The organism is Mesorhizobium marinum (assembly GCF_040813675.1).
GTDB classification, from domain to species: Bacteria; Pseudomonadota; Alphaproteobacteria; order Rhizobiales; family Rhizobiaceae; genus Mesorhizobium_K; species Mesorhizobium_K marinum.
This window is the reverse complement of the sequence record NZ_JBFOCI010000006.1, coordinates 21,946-39,842: the sequence shown is the minus strand read 5'-3', so window position 1 is coordinate 39,842 and position 17,897 is coordinate 21,946. Positions and strand designations below refer to the sequence as shown.

Annotated in this window: 18 protein-coding genes; 5 read left to right on the top strand and 13 right to left on the bottom strand. The window is 65.1% G+C overall.

Translation table 11 applies throughout. The features are described from left to right. From ABUE31_RS17985 to ABUE31_RS17965, 5 genes are all read right to left on the bottom strand, one after another. The gene (locus ABUE31_RS17985) at window positions 1-1,461 is read right to left on the bottom strand and encodes a sugar ABC transporter ATP-binding protein (protein WP_367725085.1); all 1,461 of its coding nucleotides are present in this window, start codon (window positions 1,459-1,461) and stop codon (window positions 1-3) included. A gap of 137 nt (window positions 1,462-1,598) precedes the next feature. Next, window positions 1,599-2,675 carry an ABC transporter substrate-binding protein gene (locus ABUE31_RS17980; RefSeq protein WP_367725084.1) on the bottom strand — a complete coding sequence of 359 codons (1,077 nt, stop codon included), beginning with the start codon at window positions 2,673-2,675 and terminating at the stop codon, window positions 1,599-1,601. A 177-nt stretch (window positions 2,676-2,852) separates the two neighbouring features. Further along, on the bottom strand, window positions 2,853-3,719 hold the full coding sequence (locus tag ABUE31_RS17975; RefSeq protein ID WP_367725083.1) for a MurR/RpiR family transcriptional regulator: 867 nt from the start codon (window positions 3,717-3,719) through the stop codon (window positions 2,853-2,855). A gap of 47 nt (window positions 3,720-3,766) precedes the next feature. After that, entirely contained in the window at window positions 3,767-4,495 is a 729-nt protein-coding gene (locus ABUE31_RS17970; RefSeq protein WP_367725082.1) for a creatininase family protein, read from the bottom strand. A 33-nt stretch (window positions 4,496-4,528) separates the two neighbouring features. After that, window positions 4,529-5,443 (bottom strand): phosphotriesterase family protein, encoded by a 915-nt coding sequence (locus ABUE31_RS17965; protein WP_367725081.1) that lies wholly within the window; start codon window positions 5,441-5,443, stop codon window positions 4,529-4,531. Window positions 5,444-5,603: 160 nt separating this feature from the next. Between ABUE31_RS17965 and ABUE31_RS17960 the strand changes: the two genes are divergently transcribed. From ABUE31_RS17960 to aat, 5 genes are all read left to right on the top strand, one after another. Further along, on the top strand, window positions 5,604-6,578 hold the full coding sequence (locus ABUE31_RS17960; protein WP_367725080.1) for a phosphotriesterase family protein: 975 nt from the start codon (window positions 5,604-5,606) through the stop codon (window positions 6,576-6,578). A 125-nt stretch (window positions 6,579-6,703) separates the two neighbouring features. Then, window positions 6,704-7,138, top strand: a complete 435-nt coding sequence (gene aroQ / locus ABUE31_RS17955; protein ID WP_367725079.1) for a type II 3-dehydroquinate dehydratase — start codon at window positions 6,704-6,706, stop codon at window positions 7,136-7,138. 27 nt (window positions 7,139-7,165) lie between these two features. Continuing rightward, the gene (gene accB, locus ABUE31_RS17950) at window positions 7,166-7,642 is read left to right on the top strand and encodes an acetyl-CoA carboxylase biotin carboxyl carrier protein (RefSeq protein WP_367725078.1); all 477 of its coding nucleotides are present in this window, start codon (window positions 7,166-7,168) and stop codon (window positions 7,640-7,642) included. Window positions 7,643-7,662: 20 nt separating this feature from the next. After that, window positions 7,663-9,009, top strand: coding sequence for an acetyl-CoA carboxylase biotin carboxylase subunit (gene accC, locus ABUE31_RS17945; RefSeq protein WP_367725077.1), 1,347 nt, complete (start codon window positions 7,663-7,665; stop codon window positions 9,007-9,009). Window positions 9,010-9,024: 15 nt separating this feature from the next. Further along, entirely contained in the window at window positions 9,025-9,654 is a 630-nt protein-coding gene (aat, locus tag ABUE31_RS17940; RefSeq protein ID WP_367725076.1) for a leucyl/phenylalanyl-tRNA--protein transferase, read from the top strand. Here the strand turns inward: aat and blaOXA are convergent. The 8 genes from blaOXA to ABUE31_RS17900 form a co-directional block, all read right to left on the bottom strand. Continuing rightward, window positions 9,651-10,493, bottom strand: a complete 843-nt coding sequence (gene blaOXA, locus ABUE31_RS17935) for a class D beta-lactamase (RefSeq protein ID WP_367725075.1) — start codon at window positions 10,491-10,493, stop codon at window positions 9,651-9,653. The genes aat and blaOXA overlap by 4 nt on opposite strands. Before the next feature lie 5 nt (window positions 10,494-10,498). Then, on the bottom strand, window positions 10,499-10,924 hold the full coding sequence (locus tag ABUE31_RS17930) for a DUF2155 domain-containing protein (protein ID WP_367725074.1): 426 nt from the start codon (window positions 10,922-10,924) through the stop codon (window positions 10,499-10,501). 121 nt (window positions 10,925-11,045) lie between these two features. Further along, entirely contained in the window at window positions 11,046-11,444 is a 399-nt protein-coding gene (locus tag ABUE31_RS17925; protein WP_367725073.1) for an NADH:ubiquinone oxidoreductase subunit NDUFA12, read from the bottom strand. 131 nt (window positions 11,445-11,575) lie between these two features. Next, window positions 11,576-12,067, bottom strand: a complete 492-nt coding sequence (locus ABUE31_RS17920) for a GNAT family N-acetyltransferase (RefSeq protein WP_367725072.1) — start codon at window positions 12,065-12,067, stop codon at window positions 11,576-11,578. A gap of 3 nt (window positions 12,068-12,070) precedes the next feature. Continuing rightward, window positions 12,071-13,570, bottom strand: coding sequence for an Asp-tRNA(Asn)/Glu-tRNA(Gln) amidotransferase subunit GatB (gene gatB, locus ABUE31_RS17915; RefSeq protein ID WP_367725071.1), 1,500 nt, complete (start codon window positions 13,568-13,570; stop codon window positions 12,071-12,073). Window positions 13,571-13,658: 88 nt separating this feature from the next. Next, complete coding sequence (locus tag ABUE31_RS17910; RefSeq protein ID WP_367725070.1) at window positions 13,659-14,066, bottom strand: ACT domain-containing protein; 408 nt, start codon at window positions 14,064-14,066, stop codon at window positions 13,659-13,661. A 4-nt stretch (window positions 14,067-14,070) separates the two neighbouring features. Next, window positions 14,071-17,568, bottom strand: a complete 3,498-nt coding sequence (gene mfd / locus ABUE31_RS17905; RefSeq protein ID WP_367725069.1) for a transcription-repair coupling factor — start codon at window positions 17,566-17,568, stop codon at window positions 14,071-14,073. Between the two features lie 11 nt (window positions 17,569-17,579). Next, the gene (locus ABUE31_RS17900) at window positions 17,580-17,858 is read right to left on the bottom strand and encodes an FAD assembly factor SdhE (protein ID WP_367725068.1); all 279 of its coding nucleotides are present in this window, start codon (window positions 17,856-17,858) and stop codon (window positions 17,580-17,582) included. Window positions 17,859-17,897: the final 39 nt, after the last annotated feature.

Here is a 17,897-nt window from a genome sequence, read left to right as displayed (position 1 = left end):
TCACGCCGCCTCGCTTTCGACGGCCGGAAGGGCCGAACGCAGCAGTTCGTCCTCGGTTGCGTCGCGCGCGTCCATCTCCGCAACAATTGCGCCGTTGCGGATGACGAGCAAGCGGTCGCAGAGGCCGATCAGTTCAGGCAGTTCGCGAGAAGTGACGAGAATGCCCCTGCCCTCGCGGGTGAACTCGCGCAGTTGCCGATAGATTTCCCGCTTCGCGCCGACATCGACGCCGCGCGTCGGCTCCTCGCAGAGAAGCACCCTGGCGCCGGCCAGGAGCCAGCGGCCGAGCACCACCTTCTGCTGGTTGCCGCCGGACAGGTCGACAACGGGCGTTTTCGCGTCGGGCGCCTTCACGGCCAACCGCTTCATCACGTCCGCGATCCGCGCGCCCAGATGCGGCACCCACGACAGGAGCGGCCGCCGTGCGATTGCCGCGGTCGTCATGTTTGCGCCGATGTCTAGCGACAGGAACAGCCCGTCGTCCTTGCGGCTCTCCGGCACGAAGCCGATTCCCGCCGCCATGCGCTGCCGCGCCGTGCGGCCGCCGATCGGCCGGCCTGCAAGCTCCAGCGTGCCCGACCTGACCGGATCGAATCCGGCGATCAGGCGCATCAATTGCTGCTGGCCCTGCCCCTCGAGGCCGGCGATGCCAACGATCTCGCCCTCGTGGATCCGCAGCGACAGAGGCGCCGGCGCACGTTCGCCGACAAGCGCCTCCGAGGCGAGCAGGATCGGCCCGAGCGCCTCGGCGCGTGACTCGAACAGTTCCTCGATGGGGCGGCCCACCATGCCGCGGATGACCTCGTCCACCGTCGTTTCGGCGGTCGGCACGCGAAGCACGAAAGCGCCGTCCTTCATGATGGTGACATCGTCGCAGATCGCGAACACCTCGCTCAACCGGTGCGAAATGTAGAAAACGCACTTGCCCCGCGCCGTCAGCCGTCGGATCAACGCGAACAGGGTCTCCACCTCGTGCGATGCGAGCGCGGCCGTCGGCTCGTCGAAGATGAAGACCGATGCATCGGCCACGACGCCCTTGGCGATCTCGACCATCTGCTGCTGGCCGACACTGAGCGAGCCGACGCGGCGATCGGGATCGATCCGCAGGTCAAGTTCGGCAAGCGCCTCGACCGTGCGCCGCCGCATCGCGCCCGCCGACAGCGTCCGGCCATTCTCGACCTCGCGGCCGAGAAACAGGTTCTCGGCCACCGACAGGTTCGGCAGCAACGAGAATTCCTGGAAGATCGTGGAGATGCCCGCATCCTGCGCGTCGCGCGGATGATCGAAGGACATGACTTCGCCGTTGAGTCGGATCGTGCCGGAATCCGGGCGGTACACGCCGGACAGCAGCTTCATCAGGGTCGACTTCCCGGCCCCGTTCTCGCCCATCACGGCGTGAACCTTGCCGGCATGCCCGACGAGTTGCATCGCCTTCAGCGCCTGTACGGCCCCGAACGACATGCTGAGGTCATCGACTGCGATTTGGGGTGGTTGGGCTGCCATCATATCCGTTCATGCAGCGATGCCGCGCCTCTCGGGCGCGGCGGGTAGCGCCGGCCCGCCAGTAGACTGGCGGGCGCAGCGTCGCGCAATACCGATCAGTTCCCGTAGAGAGCCTTGAGCTTGTCGTCTGGCAGGATCGAGCCGACCCAGTAGGAGTCGTTCAGGTCGGGACGGTAGAGCTTGTCGAGATCGGCCGCGGTGAAGGGCTCGGCGATGACCTTGTACTCGGTGTAGACGTCCTGGCCGTTGAGAACGGCAACCGCCGCGGCAACGCCTTCCGCGACCATCCAGGTCGGGTTCTGCGGGGCGATGGAATCGAAGCCAGCCGCCTGGTTCTTCTTCCAGGCGCCGAAAAAGCCGTTATTGGCCTCGCCGGTCATCGGCACGAGATCGCGCCCCAGTTCATTGAAAACCTCGATGCAGGCCTGCGTCATCGCGCCGCCCGACGACCACACGCCATCGATCTGCGGATGCGCGAGCGCGAGGCTTTCGCAGGCCTGGCGACCCTGGTCGTAGGCCCACTGGGCATAGACTTCCCCGACGACTTCGATGCCGGGATGCTGCGCGAACACTTCGGCAGCGCCATCCCAGCGATCCGTATCGACCGAAATGCCGGCGATACCGCGCAGCGCAATCACCTTGCCCTTGCCGCCCATCGCCTCGGCGAGGAACTTGCCGCCGTCGCGCCCGAATTTCACCTGGTCGGCCAGGATGCGCACGGTCGCCTTCTCGGTCTGCGCATCGGCAGCGACGATGATCACCGCGACGCCCGCGTCATAGGCTTTTTCGAGGACCGGCACGACCGCGACCGGCGAGGTCGGATTGATGACGATGGCGTCGACGCCCTGCGCCAGCATGTCCTCGACGTCGGCGACCTGCTTGGAAGGATCGAAATTGGCGTCGGTGACAATGTAGCGCTCGATTTCGGGGAACTGGTCGGCGCGCCACTGGGCTTCCTCGAGAAGCTGCACGACCCAACTGTTGCCGGTGAAGACGTTGGAAAAGCCGATGGTGTACTTGCCGTCGCGCCGCGCTTCATAGCGCGAGGCGTCGACCACCGTCGCGCCATCGGCGGGTCCGAGACCCGGATGCAGCGAGACCGTGCTCTCTGCCTTGGCAGCCGAAGCCATGAGCAGGGCTGCGAGCGCGGTGCTTATGCCGAAAAACTTCATTGTCATTCCCCTTTTTGCGTGTGCGGGTTTTGCTGTCCGGTCCTTCAGGGCCGGTCACCAGGTGGCTTCAATCCCGCAAAACTCTAGCATTCCGAAAAAAAATGTAAAGATTTTCGTCATTGAAGTGCATAGGCGTAACGCATTGTTTTTGTTGCAGGAAATTTCCTGCAAATATTTTCATTGGGAAAGTTCGGCGGTTTGTCCTCGGGCGAGCCCTGTCTTGATCTTCGACAGCAGGCCGTCGCGGTCGAGGTCGGCCGACTGGCCGATGTGAAACGACAGCAGGCCGATGACGTAGTGGTAGGCGAAATGCGAGATGGACGGCGTGTAGATGTCGATCTCCTCGAACACCGACATCTCGATGAGGATGTCTGCCTTGCGCGAAAGCGGCGTGTGTGGCGCGGTCAGCCCGACGACGGTAGCGCCTTGCCTGTGCGCCATGTCGGCGGCGTCCAGCACTTCCTGCGAGCGACCCGTATGGGAAATGCAGATGGCGACATCGCCCTGGCCGAGCAGGCTCGAAGCGATCCGCATGAAATGTGAATCCGCGACATATGTCGCCTCGAGCCCCAGCCGCATGAAGCGCATCGCGGTTTCCTGCGCGATCAGTCCGGATACCGCGACGCCGAATGTCCGTATGCGGCGCGCCGACCGGATCGCGCGGATCGCATCGACCAGCGCCTCGGCGTCGAGCCGGGTGAACGTCGAGTTCAGCGAGGCGATGACCTGCTGGAGGTAGAGATATTCCAGTCGGCCCTCGGCGATGTCCATTTCGCCCAGCGCCTGCACCGACTGGTGGTAGTATGGGCTCTGCGCGCTCTTGGCCTGTGCGACCGACAGTTTGAGTTCACGAAAGCCCTCGACTTCCAGGAGTCGACTGAAGCGCGTCAGCGAAGATGCCGAGACGCCGGCGGCTTCCGCTACCTCGGTGATCGATCCGCGCAGGAAGAAGTCGGCATCGGCGAGAACGAGATCGGCAATTCGCCGCTCCGCCTTCTTCAGTGTCGGGTAGATCTTGGTGATTCGGCTGAAGACGTCATTCATGGCCGGCCCGGACCTCCTGGGTGGTGATCGGGTCGGTATGGATCACGTCAGCCTTCCGCGCAAATCTCGCGCAGGGCGCGCGACATGCTTTCCGTGAAGATCGACAGCATCGCCTCGCCCTTTTCGGCTGTCGCGAGCGTCGCGTCGCCGAACACGCCGCTCTTGCTCAGGTCTCCCATCGGGCGCCCGCCCTGGAAGTATCCGCGGTCGCGCTCAGGATACTCGCGCACCGCCTTGGACATGTCGACGAGGTGAGGCGCGACGGCCAGCATGAGCGATGTCTCGAACTCGCAGGCATGCACGATGCCGTGCCAAGTCGGGCTTTCGCAATGCTTGGCCATGACCGCGCCGAGATCGGGATAGAACAGCCGCCAGACCTTGACGCCCGCATGGTCCCAAAGGCGGCGCGAGGCATATTTCATCGTCGCGCCGTTCGCCTCGTGCCCGTTGACCAGGAAGACATGGCGAACACCTTGCCGCGCCAAACTCTCGGCGATCTGGACGATGACGTCCTCGAGCGTGCGCGATTCGACGGTGACCGACCCCGGCGCATCGCGCCAGACCCAGGAATAGCCGAACGGCATCGCCGGCATCACCGTCGCCCCGGTCGCTTCGGCCACGCGGACCGCCAGCGCCTCGGCCAGGATGATGTCGACGCCGAGCGGCAGGTGGTAGCCGTGCTGCTCGGTGGCGCCGAGCGGCAGGATGACGGCTGGAAATCGGGCGATGCGCTCGGCAAAGGCATCGCGGCTGAGGTATTTCGCTTCGACGGTCATTGGGTCTCGCGCTAGGAAAAATGCAGGAAAGTGTCAGAACCGGGCCAGCCAGCGGACCGGGTTCGCCTTGAAGATCGTGTCTATGAGTTCGGCCGCGATCCCCTCGTCACGCATGCGCGGGATAAATTTCGTGGCGATGAACGCAAAGCCCGGGCCGCCGCCGTAGCCGGCAAGGTAGGAGGCGCGCCCCATGTCGCCCGAGATCATCAGGCGCTCCGCATGGCCGGCCTCGACCAGCGCCTTGACGCAGGCGATCCGCGCCGAATCGGGGTGGTACTTGACCTTCGAAACGCCGTCGAACTGCACGGTGGCGCCGCGCCTTGCGATCGACGCATGGTACCACGGATCCGGATTGCGGTCGCTGTGCCCGACGACGACGGCTTCGAGGTCGACGCCTTCGCTCTCCAGGATGTCGAGCATTTCCAGGCCCATCGTGCCGGCCTCGGTGTGCAGCCAGATCGGCGCTCCCGTTTCCTTGTGGGCCCGCGCCACGGCACGCGTCGTCTTTTCCTCCAGCGGATGGATGAAGTTGTAGGACCCGCCTGACTTCAGGTGACCGGCTTTGTAGGGGCCGCCATCCATGCCGTCGACAACGTCGCGGACGAGTTTGTCGGCGATGCCGTTGAGCGGCGTCGTGTCGACCCACAGCGGAAAATAGGCAGCCTTGTTGAAGCCGCTCACGGCGACCACGGGCACGCCCGCTTCCTTTGACATCCGCGCCATCGCGGAAGGGTCGCGCCCGTAGTCGAGCGTCGTCGCCTCTACCAGCAGCGTGCCGCCGCATTCCTTGAATATCTTCAGTTCCCGCAGCGAGCACTCATAGCTTGAGAGTTCCAGGTCGCGATCTTTCTGGACCGCCGGAGGATAGGTGATGAGGTGCTCGTGCGTGTAGATCAGACCAAGGCCCTCGGGGCCGACGTCGTTGAGCACGGTTCGAATCTTGGCCATATGCCTCTCGCTTTGCTGCGCCGAACGGGGACGCCGTGCGCGCAGCCTAGCAAATGTACCGGTCATTGCAATTATTTTCGTAATGAACTTTGATGTCTACACAAAGCCAATTTTGCTGGCACAATCGACATGAAAATCATTTTCATTTTGGAGCTCTGACATGGCCTTCGTCCGAACCGTGAGCGGCGACATCGATCCAGGCGCCATGGGTGTCACCTATGCGCACGATCATATCTACTGCGTCCCGCAGCTCTGGAAACAGAAAGGCGACGTCGATCTCCTGCTCGACAGCCCCGAGGCCTCGCAGGCCGAATTGGAGCTGTTCGCGAAGGCCGGGGGTCGCACGATCTATGACGCCACGGCGATCGACTACGGCCGCGACGTCGGGGTCGTGAAGCGCATCGCGGAAGCGGCCGGCGTTCAGGTCATTGCGACGGCCGGCTTCAACAAGGCCATCATGTGGCCGGGCACCTTTGCCGCGAAGGGCGCTACGTTTGCCAACTGGATCGCCGCGCAGAGCCGTCGGGCACTCGCAGACCACGTCGTCGCCGAGGTCACCGAAGGCATGGACGGGACAGATATCAGGGGCGGCGTCGTCAAGTTCGGCACCGGCTACAACACGATGACGGAATCTGAGGTGAAGGTGCTGCTCGCCGTGCTCGATGCCCACAAGGAGACCGGTGCGCCGGTCCATTCCCATACCGAACTCGGCACCATGGCGCTGGAACAGCTCGATCTTCTGCGCCAGGAGGGCGTGGATCCCGCCCGACTCACCATCGCGCATCTCGACCGCAACCCCGATCGGTGGCTTCACCGAAAGGTTGCGGAGACCGGCGCGTTCTTCTCCTTCGACGGCATCACGCGCGTCAAATACTATCCGGAGGACGTGCGGACCCGCTGCATTCTCGATCTCGTTCGCTGGGGACATGAGGACCAGGTGATGGTCGGCGGCGACATCGCCCGTCGCACCATGTTCGCCAGCTACGGCGAAGGCGGGCTCGGCATGGGTTTCATCCTGGAGAAATGGGTGCCGCGCTTCATCGAGGAGGCCGGCGAGGCGGGCTTCGACGGTAAGAAGCTGATCCGCAAGTTCATGGTCGAGAACCCGCAGCGCGCCTTCGCCTTCTCTGGGTGACGGCCCAGCGCACCAGGCAGGCCGCGAGCCGAGGAAAACTAGTCCCTTGTGCTCTTTTCCCGGCCGGATAAGACAACTATAGAGGTTGCGGCGCCGGGGCGCCGACACCAACAAAGGTCTCTTGCTTGAAAACGATCTTCGTCCTGAACGGCCCTAATCTCAACATGCTCGGCAAGCGCGAGCCGGGGATCTATGGCACCGGGACGCTCGACGACATCGCAGCCGACTGCCGCAGCGCGGCGGAAGGCCTCTCGCTCGCGGTGGATTTTCGCCAATCCAACCACGAGGGCGTGCTGGTCGACTGGATCCAGGAGGCATCGCAAAAGGCCGCGGGCATCGTGCTCAATGCCGGCGCGTACACGCACACGTCCATCGCCATCCACGACGCCATCCGCGCCGCGGCGCCGCTGCCGGTCGTGGAGGTGCATCTCTCGAACATTCACGCGCGCGAGCCCTTCCGGCACGTTTCCAAGGTCGCGCCGCATGCTGTAGGTATGATCTGCGGCTTCGGGCCACTTGGATACACGCTTGCGCTTCAGGCGCTCGCGGCGCGCATCTGACTGACCGGACAATAAGAAGGCTTTGAAATGACGACCAAAAAAACCGGCATCGACCAGCAGCTTATCCGCGACCTCGCGGGCATCCTGAACGACACCAACCTGACCGAGATCGAAGTCGAACTCGACGATTTCAAGGTCAGGGTCTCGCGCCAGGCAGCGACCGTTCACGCCGTTGCGCCGCCGCCCGCCTACGTCGCTCCGGCGGCTGTCGCGGCTCCGCATGCCGCGGCTCAGCCCGCCGCTGCCGCCGCCGCGCCGGCGGAGACGTCCAAGAACGCGGTGCCTTCGCCGATGGTCGGCACGGTCTATCTCGCCCCTGCCCCGGACGCCAAACCCTTCATCGAGATCGGCCAGACGGTCAAGGAAGGCGAAACGCTGCTGATCATCGAGGCGATGAAGACGATGAACCAGATTCCGTCGCCGCGCGCCGGCACGGTGAAGGCGATCCTCGTCGAGGATTCCCAGCCGGTGGAATACGGCATGCCGCTCGTCGTCGTCGAATAGCGCCGGCAGGTTTGGCGCTCATGTTCCAGAAGATCCTCATAGCCAATCGCGGCGAAATCGCCCTCCGGGTCCTGCGCGCCTGCAAGGAACTCGGCATCCAGACGGTGGTGGTACATTCGACCGCCGACGCCGACGCGATGCATGTCCGCCTTGCCGACGAAAGCGTGTGCATCGGTCCGCCGCCGTCGCGCGACAGCTACCTCAACGTCCACCAGATCGTCGCCGCCTGCGAGATCACCGGCGCGGACGCTGTGCATCCGGGCTACGGCTTCCTGTCGGAAAACGCCAAGTTCGCCGACATTTTGGCGGCCCACAACATCACCTTCATCGGCCCGTCCGGCGACCATATCCGCGTCATGGGCGACAAGATCGAGGCCAAGCGCACCGCCAAGCGCCTCGGCATCCCCGTCGTGCCCGGCTCCGAAGGCGCCATCTCGGACGAGAAGGAAGCCAGGCGGGTCGCCGCCGAGATCGGCTATCCGGTCATCATCAAGGCATCCGCCGGCGGCGGCGGACGCGGCATGAAGGTCGCGCGCAACGAAGCCGACCTCGACGTCGCGCTGGCAACGGCCAAGTCGGAAGCCGGCGCCGCCTTCGGCGACGACGCCGTGTACATCGAGAAGTACCTCGAGAAGCCGCGCCACATCGAAATCCAGGTGTTCGGCGACGGCATGGGATCGGGCATTCACCTGGGCGAACGGGACTGCTCGCTGCAGCGTCGTCACCAGAAGGTGTGGGAAGAGGCCAACTCCCCTGCCCTGAACGCGGAGGAACGGGCGCGCATCGGCAACATCTGCGCCAATGCCGTGGCCGGCCTCGGCTATTCGGGCGCCGGCACGATCGAGTTCCTCTATGAGGACGGCGAGTTCTACTTCATCGAGATGAACACCCGCCTTCAGGTCGAGCACCCGGTCACCGAGGCGATCACCGGCATCGACCTCGTCCACGAGCAGATCCGCGTCGCCTCGGGCGGCGGACTGTCGGTCAGGCAGGAAGACATCCGGTTCCACGGCCACGCGATTGAATGCCGCATCAACGCCGAGGACCCGCGCACATTCGCGCCCTCGCCCGGCACCATCACCCACTTCCACACGCCAGGCGGCCTCGGCATCCGCGTGGATTCAGGCGTCTATTCGGGCTACCGGATACCGCCCTACTACGACAGCCTGATCGGCAAGCTGATCGTGCACGGCCGCAACCGGGTGGAGTGCATGATGCGGCTTCGCCGCGCTCTCGACGAATTCGTCGTAGACGGTATCAAGACGACGCTGCCGCTATTCCGCGACCTCGTCGGCAACCCGGACATCGCCAATGGCGACTACGACATCCACTGGCTCGAAAAATACCTCGCGGCCCCGTCGGACTAGGGAACGGGCGCGGCCATGACGCGCCCCTACGCGCCCGGATACCGGATACCGACCGACCTTCTGCTCAAGGCCTACGCGTCCGGCGTATTCCCCATGGCGGAGAGCGCCGATGACCCGGAAGTCTTCTGGGTCCGGCCGGAGTCGCGCGGCATCATCCCGCTCGACGCTTTCCACCTGCCTAAGAGCCTGAAAAAGGTGATCAGGCAGAAACGGTTCCACATCCGGTTCGACACGGATTTCTCGGGTGTCATCGACGCCTGCGCGGAAGAGCGCGAAGAGCGCAGGTCGACATGGATCAACGCGCCAATCCGGGAAGCCTATATCGGGCTCTTCGACCGCGGCCATTGCCATTCGGTCGAGGCTTGGCGCGAGATGCAGCTGGTCGGTGGTTTGTACGGGGTCAGCCTCGGCCGGGCCTTCTTCGGCGAAAGCATGTTTTCGCGCGAGACCGACGCATCGAAAGTGTGCCTGGCGCATCTGGTCGAGCGCCTGCGCCAGCGCGGCTTCGTGCTTCTGGACACGCAATTCACCACGGAGCACCTGAAACGTTTCGGCGCGGTCGACGTGCCGCGCGGGCGCTACGAAAAGATGCTGCAGGAAGCCTTGAAGGGCAGCGCGACCTTCAACCCTGAAGCATTGGTCTAGTCGCCTGAGGCGGCGTCCAGAAGGCTCGGAAGTTCCTCCAGCATGGCGTCGCGTGCGCCGAGGCCCGGGCTCATCTTCTGCGGCGCCGATCGCTCGACCAGCCGCGCAAACACGATTGTCCGGCCGTCCCTGCTCGCCCAGCCAACATACCAGCCGAACGGGCGCTGCCGGTCGGGTGTTCCGTCCGGTTTGACTGAAAAGCCGGCGCCGGTCTTGCCGCGCACGGTCCAGCCATTGGCCAGATCGTGCCTGCCGAGGATTGCCTCGGTCATCTCGTAGGCGCGAGCCTCGAGCGGAAGCGTCCTGCCGGTCACCCGGGCGAGAAAGCCGACCTGTTCCAGAGGGGAAATGCGCAGCGACGAACTCAGCCAGGAACGGGTCAAGCCGTTGTCCTTGCCCCGATCGCCCGAAACGTCGTGGTTGCCGTAGTCGAACGCCTCGACATAGCGCGCGAAGGCCTCCTTGCCGAGCGCCTGCGTGAACTGCTGCGAATACCAGACCACCGATTCGCGCATCCAGGAAGTCGGATCGATGTCGGTCCGCCAGGATTCGCGCCAGTCCGGATAGCCCTGCTTGAAGGGCAGCCGCGGCGCCGTCGCGTCCTGCAGGAAGCCGGCGTCATAGCCCATCAGGCTGATCGGTATCTTGAAGGTGGACGCAGGCGGAACGCGTCGGTCGCATTCGCCGTCCTGCGAGAGCACCTTTCCCGAGGCGGGATCGGCAAGCACCGTGCAGATGGTGTCTGCCCGCGCGCTGCCGGCGAATGCGAGGACGACGGCGGTCGCAAGGCATCCCAATGCCGTTCCGGTCCGTCCCGCGAGCCCCGACAAGTCTGCCATGGGTATCAGTTCGTTTCGGGGGCCGGCACGTCCGACGATTGCTTGCAGCTCTTCAGCCAGACGTCATAGACGGCGTGCTCGACGGCGTTGAGGCCTGGGCTTTCGGCAAACATCCAGCCTGTGAAGATTCGGCGGATCTTGCGGTCGAGCGTGATCTCGTCGACCTCGACGAACGAATCGGTCTTCGGTTCCTCGGTGATCGGGCGCGAGTAGCAGACCCGCGGGGTAACCTGAAGAGCGCCGAACTGGACCGTCTCGTCGATGTAGACGTCGAAGGTGATGATGCGACCGGTGATCTTGTCGACGCCGGTGAATTCGGCGACCGGATTGCTGATGCGCTCGGCCAGCGCCGGCGTCGATGCGCCGATGGCGACGGCCGCAAGGGCGGTCCATCCAAGTCTGGCCAGTGCTGAACGGCGGTAGCTGGGCATTGCGGGGTCACCGGAAGATGCGTCCGGCCGTGGACGCTGGGGGCGTTCAGTGATCGGGAAACTGGTCACGCACCTAGCCGGCAATTGTGGCGACAAATGACCCGTCCCGCCGCACCCACGGTCAGGCACCCGGCGTCCAGGCGTCGTAGTCGCCGGTGACCTGCGGCCTGTGCGTCCCGCTCAGCACCGATCCCTTCGGACGGTACGCATCCGGCGAACCGGTAAGGTTGGGCAGATGCGGCTTCTGCCACGACCGCGCCTGGTAGTCCTCGGAGGACGGCGGCGTGTCGGTCCTGTGGTGGAGCCAGCCATGCCAGCCCGGCGGTACCGCCGAGCCTTCCGAGTAGCCCTTGTAGATCACCCAGCGGCGGGTCTGGCCATCGGAGTTCGTGCCGCCTTCATAGTAGACGTTGCCGGCCGCGTCCTCGCCGACACGCTTGCCGAAGCGCCAGGTATGGAACCGGGTGCCGAGCGTCTGGCTGTTCCACCAGGTGAAAAACTGCGTCAAAAAGGTCTTCATCTGTCCCTCGTCGCCTCAAGGCGTCGTGTTCTCCCGCTTATGGCGTCGGCTTGTGCGGAAGGCAAGCGTTTGTCCCGCGTCCGGCCGACGCGAAGGCAGATTCCGGGCATTGCTTCAGGCGAGGTTAAGCCCTAGCCGCGAACGCGTTCGAACACCAGCGCCGGAATGCCCGAATCGGCAGCACCGCAATTGGCGGTCCGGCCTGCCTGTTCGAAACCCTGCGACCGGTAGAAACCGATGGCGCCGGCGTTCGCTTCCTCGACTTCGAGCCGGAACAGCATTGCCTCCGGAAAGCTCTCGATGATCTCGTCCAGCAGCATGCCGCCAACGCCGCGTCCCTGGAATGCCGGGCGTACGTACAGCTGGCGCAGCGTGACGGACTTGCCGTCGGAAGCGGCGTCGGCAAAGGCCATGCCGCCGATCCGGTTGCCATCGTCGGCGACGAGGAACTCGCCGTTCGGCATTTCGAGGCGGCGCCTGAGCGCCTGCAGGGAGTGCCAGTCGTCGGTGATCCCGGTGACACGCTCTGCGCCGTAGAGGTCGTCGTAGGTCGCGTGCCAGGTCTCGACCAGCAGGTCGCGGACCGCCGCGAGGTCGCGTTCCCCAGCGGTCCGGACGAACATCGCCTACTCGATCCCGAGCTTGGCCTTGACGAGGTCGTTGACGGCCTGCGGGTTGGCCTTGCCGCCGGTCGCCTTCATGACCTGGCCGACGAACCAGCCGGCGAGCGTCGGCTTGGCCTTGGCCTGCTCGACCTTGTCTGGGTTGGCGGCGATGATCTCGTCCACCGCCTTCTCGATCGCGCCGGTGTCGGTGACCTGCTTCATGCCGCGGCTTTCGACGATCTGGCGCGGGTCGCCGCCTTCGTTCCAGACGATCTCGAACAGGTCCTTGGCGATCTTGCCGGAGATCGTGCCTTCCTTGATCAGGTCGATGATCGCGCCGATCTGATCGGGCGAAACCGGAGCGTTTTCAATATCTTTTCCGGCCTTGTTCAAGGCGCCTAGAAGGTCGTTGATGACCCAGTTGGCAGCCGTCTTGCCGTCGCGCCCGGCCGCGACCCTCTCGAAATAGTCGGCCACCGCCTTTTCCGAGACGAGAATCGAGGCGTCGTAGACGGAAAGCCCCAGGCTGTTGACCAGCCGGTCCTTCTTGACGTCGGGCAGTTCCGGAAGGTCCTTCGCCAGCGCATCGACATAGGCTTGGTCGAACTCGAGCGGCAACAGGTCGGGATCGGGAAAGTAACGGTAGTCGTGCGCTTCTTCCTTGGAGCGCATCGAGCGCGTCTCGCCCTTGCCGGGATCGAAAAGCCGGGTTTCCTGGTCGATTGTCCCGCCGTCCTCGATGATCGCGATCTGCCGGCGCGCCTCATAGTCGATGGCCTGGCCGATGAAGCGGATCGAGTTGACGTTCTTGATCTCGCAGCGCGTTCCGAAGTCGCCGCCCGGCCTGCGCACGGAAACGTTGACGTCGGCTCGCATCGAACCCTCGTCCATGTTGCCGTCGCACGTCCCGAGGTAGCGCACGATGGTCCTGAGCTTGGTGACGTAGGCCTTCGCCTCGTCGGCCGAGCGCATGTCGGGCTTCGACACGATCTCCATCAGCGCCACGCCTGACCGGTTGAGGTCGACATAGGACATGGTCGGGTGCTGGTCGTGCATCGACTTGCCGGCATCCTGTTCGAGATGCAGGCGCTCGATTCCAACCTCGATGTCCTCGAACTTGCCCTCGCGGTCGGGGCCGACCGAAATGGTCACCGTGCCTTCGCCGACGATCGGCTGCTTGAACTGCGAGATCTGGTAGCCCTGCGGCAGGTCGGGGTAGAAATAGTTCTTCCGGTCGAAGACCGACTTGTGATTGATGCGCGCCTTGAGCCCGAGACCGGTGCGGATCGCCTGGCGCACGCATTCCTCGTTGATGACGGGCAGCATGCCGGGCATGGCCGCGTCGACCAGGCTGACATTGGCATTGGGCGCTGCGCCGAAGGCCGTCGACGCGCCGGAAAAGAGTTTCGCCTCCGACGTCACCTGGGCGTGAACCTCGAGCCCGATGATGACCTCCCAGTCGCCGGTCGCTCCCGGAATGAGGCGCTTGGCGTCGGGCGTGCGGGTATCGATGATGGACATGGCGGCCTGTGCTTTGAACGGGTTTGGACTTCGCTAGTGCAAACCGCCGTGGGTGGCAAGGGTTTGGGGCCCGAACCGGCCGACCGGCTCAAACCCGGGTTTCGGCCGCCAGCGCCCGCAGTATGGCCATAGCCTCGTCCGCCCGCTCCGCCGGCACGAACAGGTGGTCGTGGAAATAGGCCGAAACCGGGTTCACGCCGAGGCCCGCTTCGGTGAGGCGGGTTGCGACCGCCGCGATGAAGCCGACCGCATCGAGGGAGGAATGGACGTTCAGCGTGATCATCCGGCTGCGGAAGATGGACGCAAGTCCGGCCGCCATCGCCTGCTCTTCGGCCAGGATCAGGGTCTCGCCCTCTCGTTCGCGAAAAGTCATGACGGGATCGATGCCGTCAGGGCGCGACGCGCCGGGCGGCAGCGTGGCGAACACCAGGACGCCGGGCAGGAGTTCCGGCGACATCGAGGCGAGCAGTTCCTGCAGGTCGGTTCCGCCAGACATCGGTCTATCCTGCGTTCGTGGCCATGCGGGCAAGCTGTGTCATGACGACCGCCGAGCCGGCAAGACGCTTTTCTGAGTTCGGCCAGTCGCGCATGAAGACGATGCTGTGGTCCGGCCTGATCTTCGCCAGCGCTCCCTGCTCGCCGATGTAGCGGACGAGGCCGGCCGGGTTCGGGAAGGTCTTTTCGCGGAAATGGATGACGACCCCCTTCGGTCCCGCGTCGAGCTTCTCGACATTGGCCTTGCGGCAGAGCGCCTTGATGAAGACGATCTTCAGGAGGTGCTGCACTTCGTCGGGAAGCGGCCCGAAGCGATCGATGAGTTCCGCGCCGAAGGCGTCGATCTCCTCCGGCGTCTCGAGATCGCCGAGGCGGCGGTAGAGCGCGAGGCGAAGCTGTAGATCGGGCACGTAGCCTTCGGGGATCATGACGGCGGTGCCGACGGTAATCTGCGGCGACCAGCCGCCGTCGACCGCTTCGCCGGTATCGCGGATCTCGGCCACGGCTTCCTCCAGCATCTGCTGGTAGAGCTCGAAGCCCACTTCCTTGATGTGCCCGGACTGTTCCTCGCCGAGAAGATTGCCGGCACCGCGGATGTCGAGGTCGTGGCTGGCAAGCTGGAAGCCGGCGCCGAGCGTATCCAGCGACTGCAGGACTTTCAGGCGCCTGTCGGCCGTGTCGGTGAGCTTGCGCTTGGCCGGCAGGGTGAACAGCGCATAGGCGCGCAGCTTCGAGCGCCCGACGCGGCCCCTCAGCTGGTAAAGCTGGGCCAGGCCGAACATGTCGGCGCGATGCACGATCAGCGTGTTGGCAGTCGGGATGTCGAGGCCGGATTCGACGATCGTTGTCGATAGCAGGACGTCGTACTGCCCGTCGTAGAAGGCGTTCATGATGTCGTCGAGTTCGCCAGGCGGCATCTGACCGTGGGCGGTCGCGACCTTGAGCTCGGGAACCGACTGCTGGAGGAAGTCGCGGATTTCCTGGAGGTCGCTGATGCGCGGGACGACATAGAAGCTGTGGCCGCCGCGGTAGCGTTCGCGAAGCAGCGTCTCGCGGATGACTAGAGGGTCGAACGGCGAGATGAAGGTGCGAACCGCCATGCGGTCCACGGGCGGCGTCGCGATCAGAGACAGTTCGCGCACGCCGGTCATGGCGAGCTGGAGCGTACGCGGAATGGGCGTGGCCGACAGCGTCAGCACGTGCACGTCGCTCTTCAGCTCCTTCAGCCGCTCCTTGTGCTTGACCCCGAAATGCTGCTCCTCGTCAACGATCAGCAGGCCGAGGTTCCGGAACGAAATGGCGCTGCCGAGCAGCGCATGGGTACCGACGACGACATCGACCGTGCCATCGGCGATGCCCTTCTTGGTTTCGGCCAGTTCCTTCGCGCCGACCAGTCGCGAAGCCTGCCGCACGGTCATCGGCAATCCGGCGAAGCGCTGGGAAAACGTCTTGAAGTGCTGGCGCGCCAAAAGCGTCGTCGGCACGACGACGGCGACCTGGACGCCTTCCATCGCGGCCACGAAGGCGGCGCGCAGCGCCACCTCGGTCTTGCCGAATCCGACGTCGCCGCATACCAGCCGGTCCATCGGCCGGCCGGCGGAGAGATCGTCAAGCACCGCGTCGATCGCGTTCTGCTGGTCCTCCGTTTCTTCGTAGGGGAACCTTGCCGAGAATTCGCCGTACAGCCCGTCGGGCGGGTTGAACGCCTTGGCGACGCGCATCTTGCGCTCGGCGGCGATGCGGATGAGCTGCCCGGCCATCTCGAGAAGGCGCTTCTTCAGCTTGGCCTTGCGCGACTGCCAGGCGCCGCCGCCGAGGCGGTCGAGCTGGGCCTCGGCGGCATCGGAGCCGTAGCGCGACAGCAGTTCGATGTTCTCGACGGGAAGGTAGAGCCGGCCGTCGCCGGCGTAGTGGATCTCCAGGCAGTCGTGCGGCGCGCCGGCGGCCTCGATCGTCTTCAGCCCGATGAAACGCCCGATGCCGTGGTCCGCATGGACGACGATGTCTCCGGCCGAAAGAGCGGCCGCCTCGGCGATGAAGTCGGAGGACTTTTTCCGCTTCTTGGATCGGCGGACGAGACGGTCGCCGAGAATGTCCTGTTCGGCGATGATCGTCAGCCGGTCGGTCTCGAAACCGGCTTCCAGCGGCAGCACCGCCGCCCCGGCCTGGCCGGGGCCGAGTTTTTCCACCTCGGCCAATGTCGCGACCGGCTTGACGTTGCCAAGCTGGTGTTCGGACAGAATCTGGTTCAGCCGGTCGAGCGACCCTTCGGTCCAGCCGGCGATGACGACCCGCCGGCCCGCAGCCCTGACCTCGCCGATGTGCCTGACCGCGGCGTCGAAGACGTTGGCGTTGGGATCCGCGCGTTGCTCGGCAAACGTCTGGCCGGGGCGAGATCCGCCGTGCAGCACCGCGCGCGGGCCCGCGTCCGGCGTCTCGAATGGCGTCAGTTCCACGGCAAGACGGTCGCCCATCGCCGCGGCAACGTCGTCGGGCGTCAGGTAGAGCAGGCCGGGCGGCGTCGGCTGATAGGGAACCGCTTCCTTGAGCGCCGCACCGGACTGCTGGCGCCGCGCCTCGTAGTAGTCGGCAATCAGCTTGTGCCGCTCGTCGATGGCCTCGTGGGCGAGATGGTCGAAGATCACCGGCGCCCCCGGCAGGTAATCGAACAACGTGTCCAGCCGTTCGTAGTAAAACGGCAGCCAGTGCTCCATGCCGGCGAAACGCCTGCCCTCGCTGATCGCCGTGTAGAGCGCGTCGTCGCGCGACGGCGCGCCGAACGTCTCGATGTAGTTCCGGCGAAACCGCTCGATCGTCTCCGGCGTCAGCGTCACCTCGGTCATCGGCTGAAGGGAAACCTGCGCGCGCGTGCCGCTCGTGCGCTGCGTCGCCACGTCGAAGGCGCGCACCGTCTCGAGCGTGTCGCCGAAGAAGTCGAGGCGCAGCGCCTCATCGGCGCCGGGGGCATAGAGATCGAGGATGCCGCCGCGGACCGCGAACTCGCCGACGTCGCGCACGGTGGGCACACGCTCGAAACCCGATTTCTCGAGCCGCGAGATCAACGCGTTCATGTTGACGTTTCCGCCCGGCCTGGCGCGAAAGGCCTGGGCCTCGATGATCTCGGCCGGCGGTATGCGCTGCAGAAGCGCGTTGGCCGTCGTCAGGACGATGGCGCGATGCGGCTCCCGGCGCAGCGCAGCCATCGCGGACAGTGCGTCGAGCCGGCGTGCCGCGGCATCCGAGCCGGGCGACACGCGGTCGTAGGGCAGGCAGTCCCAGGCCGGGAATTCGAGAACCGGCAGTTCTGGTGCGACGAAGGCCAGCGCCTCGGTGATCGCCGGCAGGCGCTGGCCGTCGCGAGCCACGAACAGCAGCGGCCGGTCGGGTGCTGCCTCCCTGGCGGCCGAAGCCAGCGCGAACGCCTCAAAGCCGTCGGCGACGCCATCGACGATGAACTGGCCGGTCCGGCCATGCGGCAGGCTGATTTTTTCAAGCAGGCTCATGAATTCGTTCTTCAGGCGGCGCGGAAGGCCATGATCTTCCGCAGCAAGGGGGTATCGAAATCGGCGGGGACGGGATTTTGCCCGGTGACCCAGGCGAGCAGGTCGGCGTCCTGCACCTCGAGAAGATGTTCATATTGGTGCAATTCGGCGTCGGTCAAGGAGCCGATGGCCGAGTCGGCAAAACCGCCGAGGACGAGATCCATCTCGCGGATGCCACGATGCCAGGAGCGGAACAGCAACTTGCGCCGCCGCGCGTCCAGCCCCTCGCTCGATCGTCCGCTTCCGCTCATCGTCGTTCCCAGCCTGTCAGGTGCGCGCGTATAGCGTGG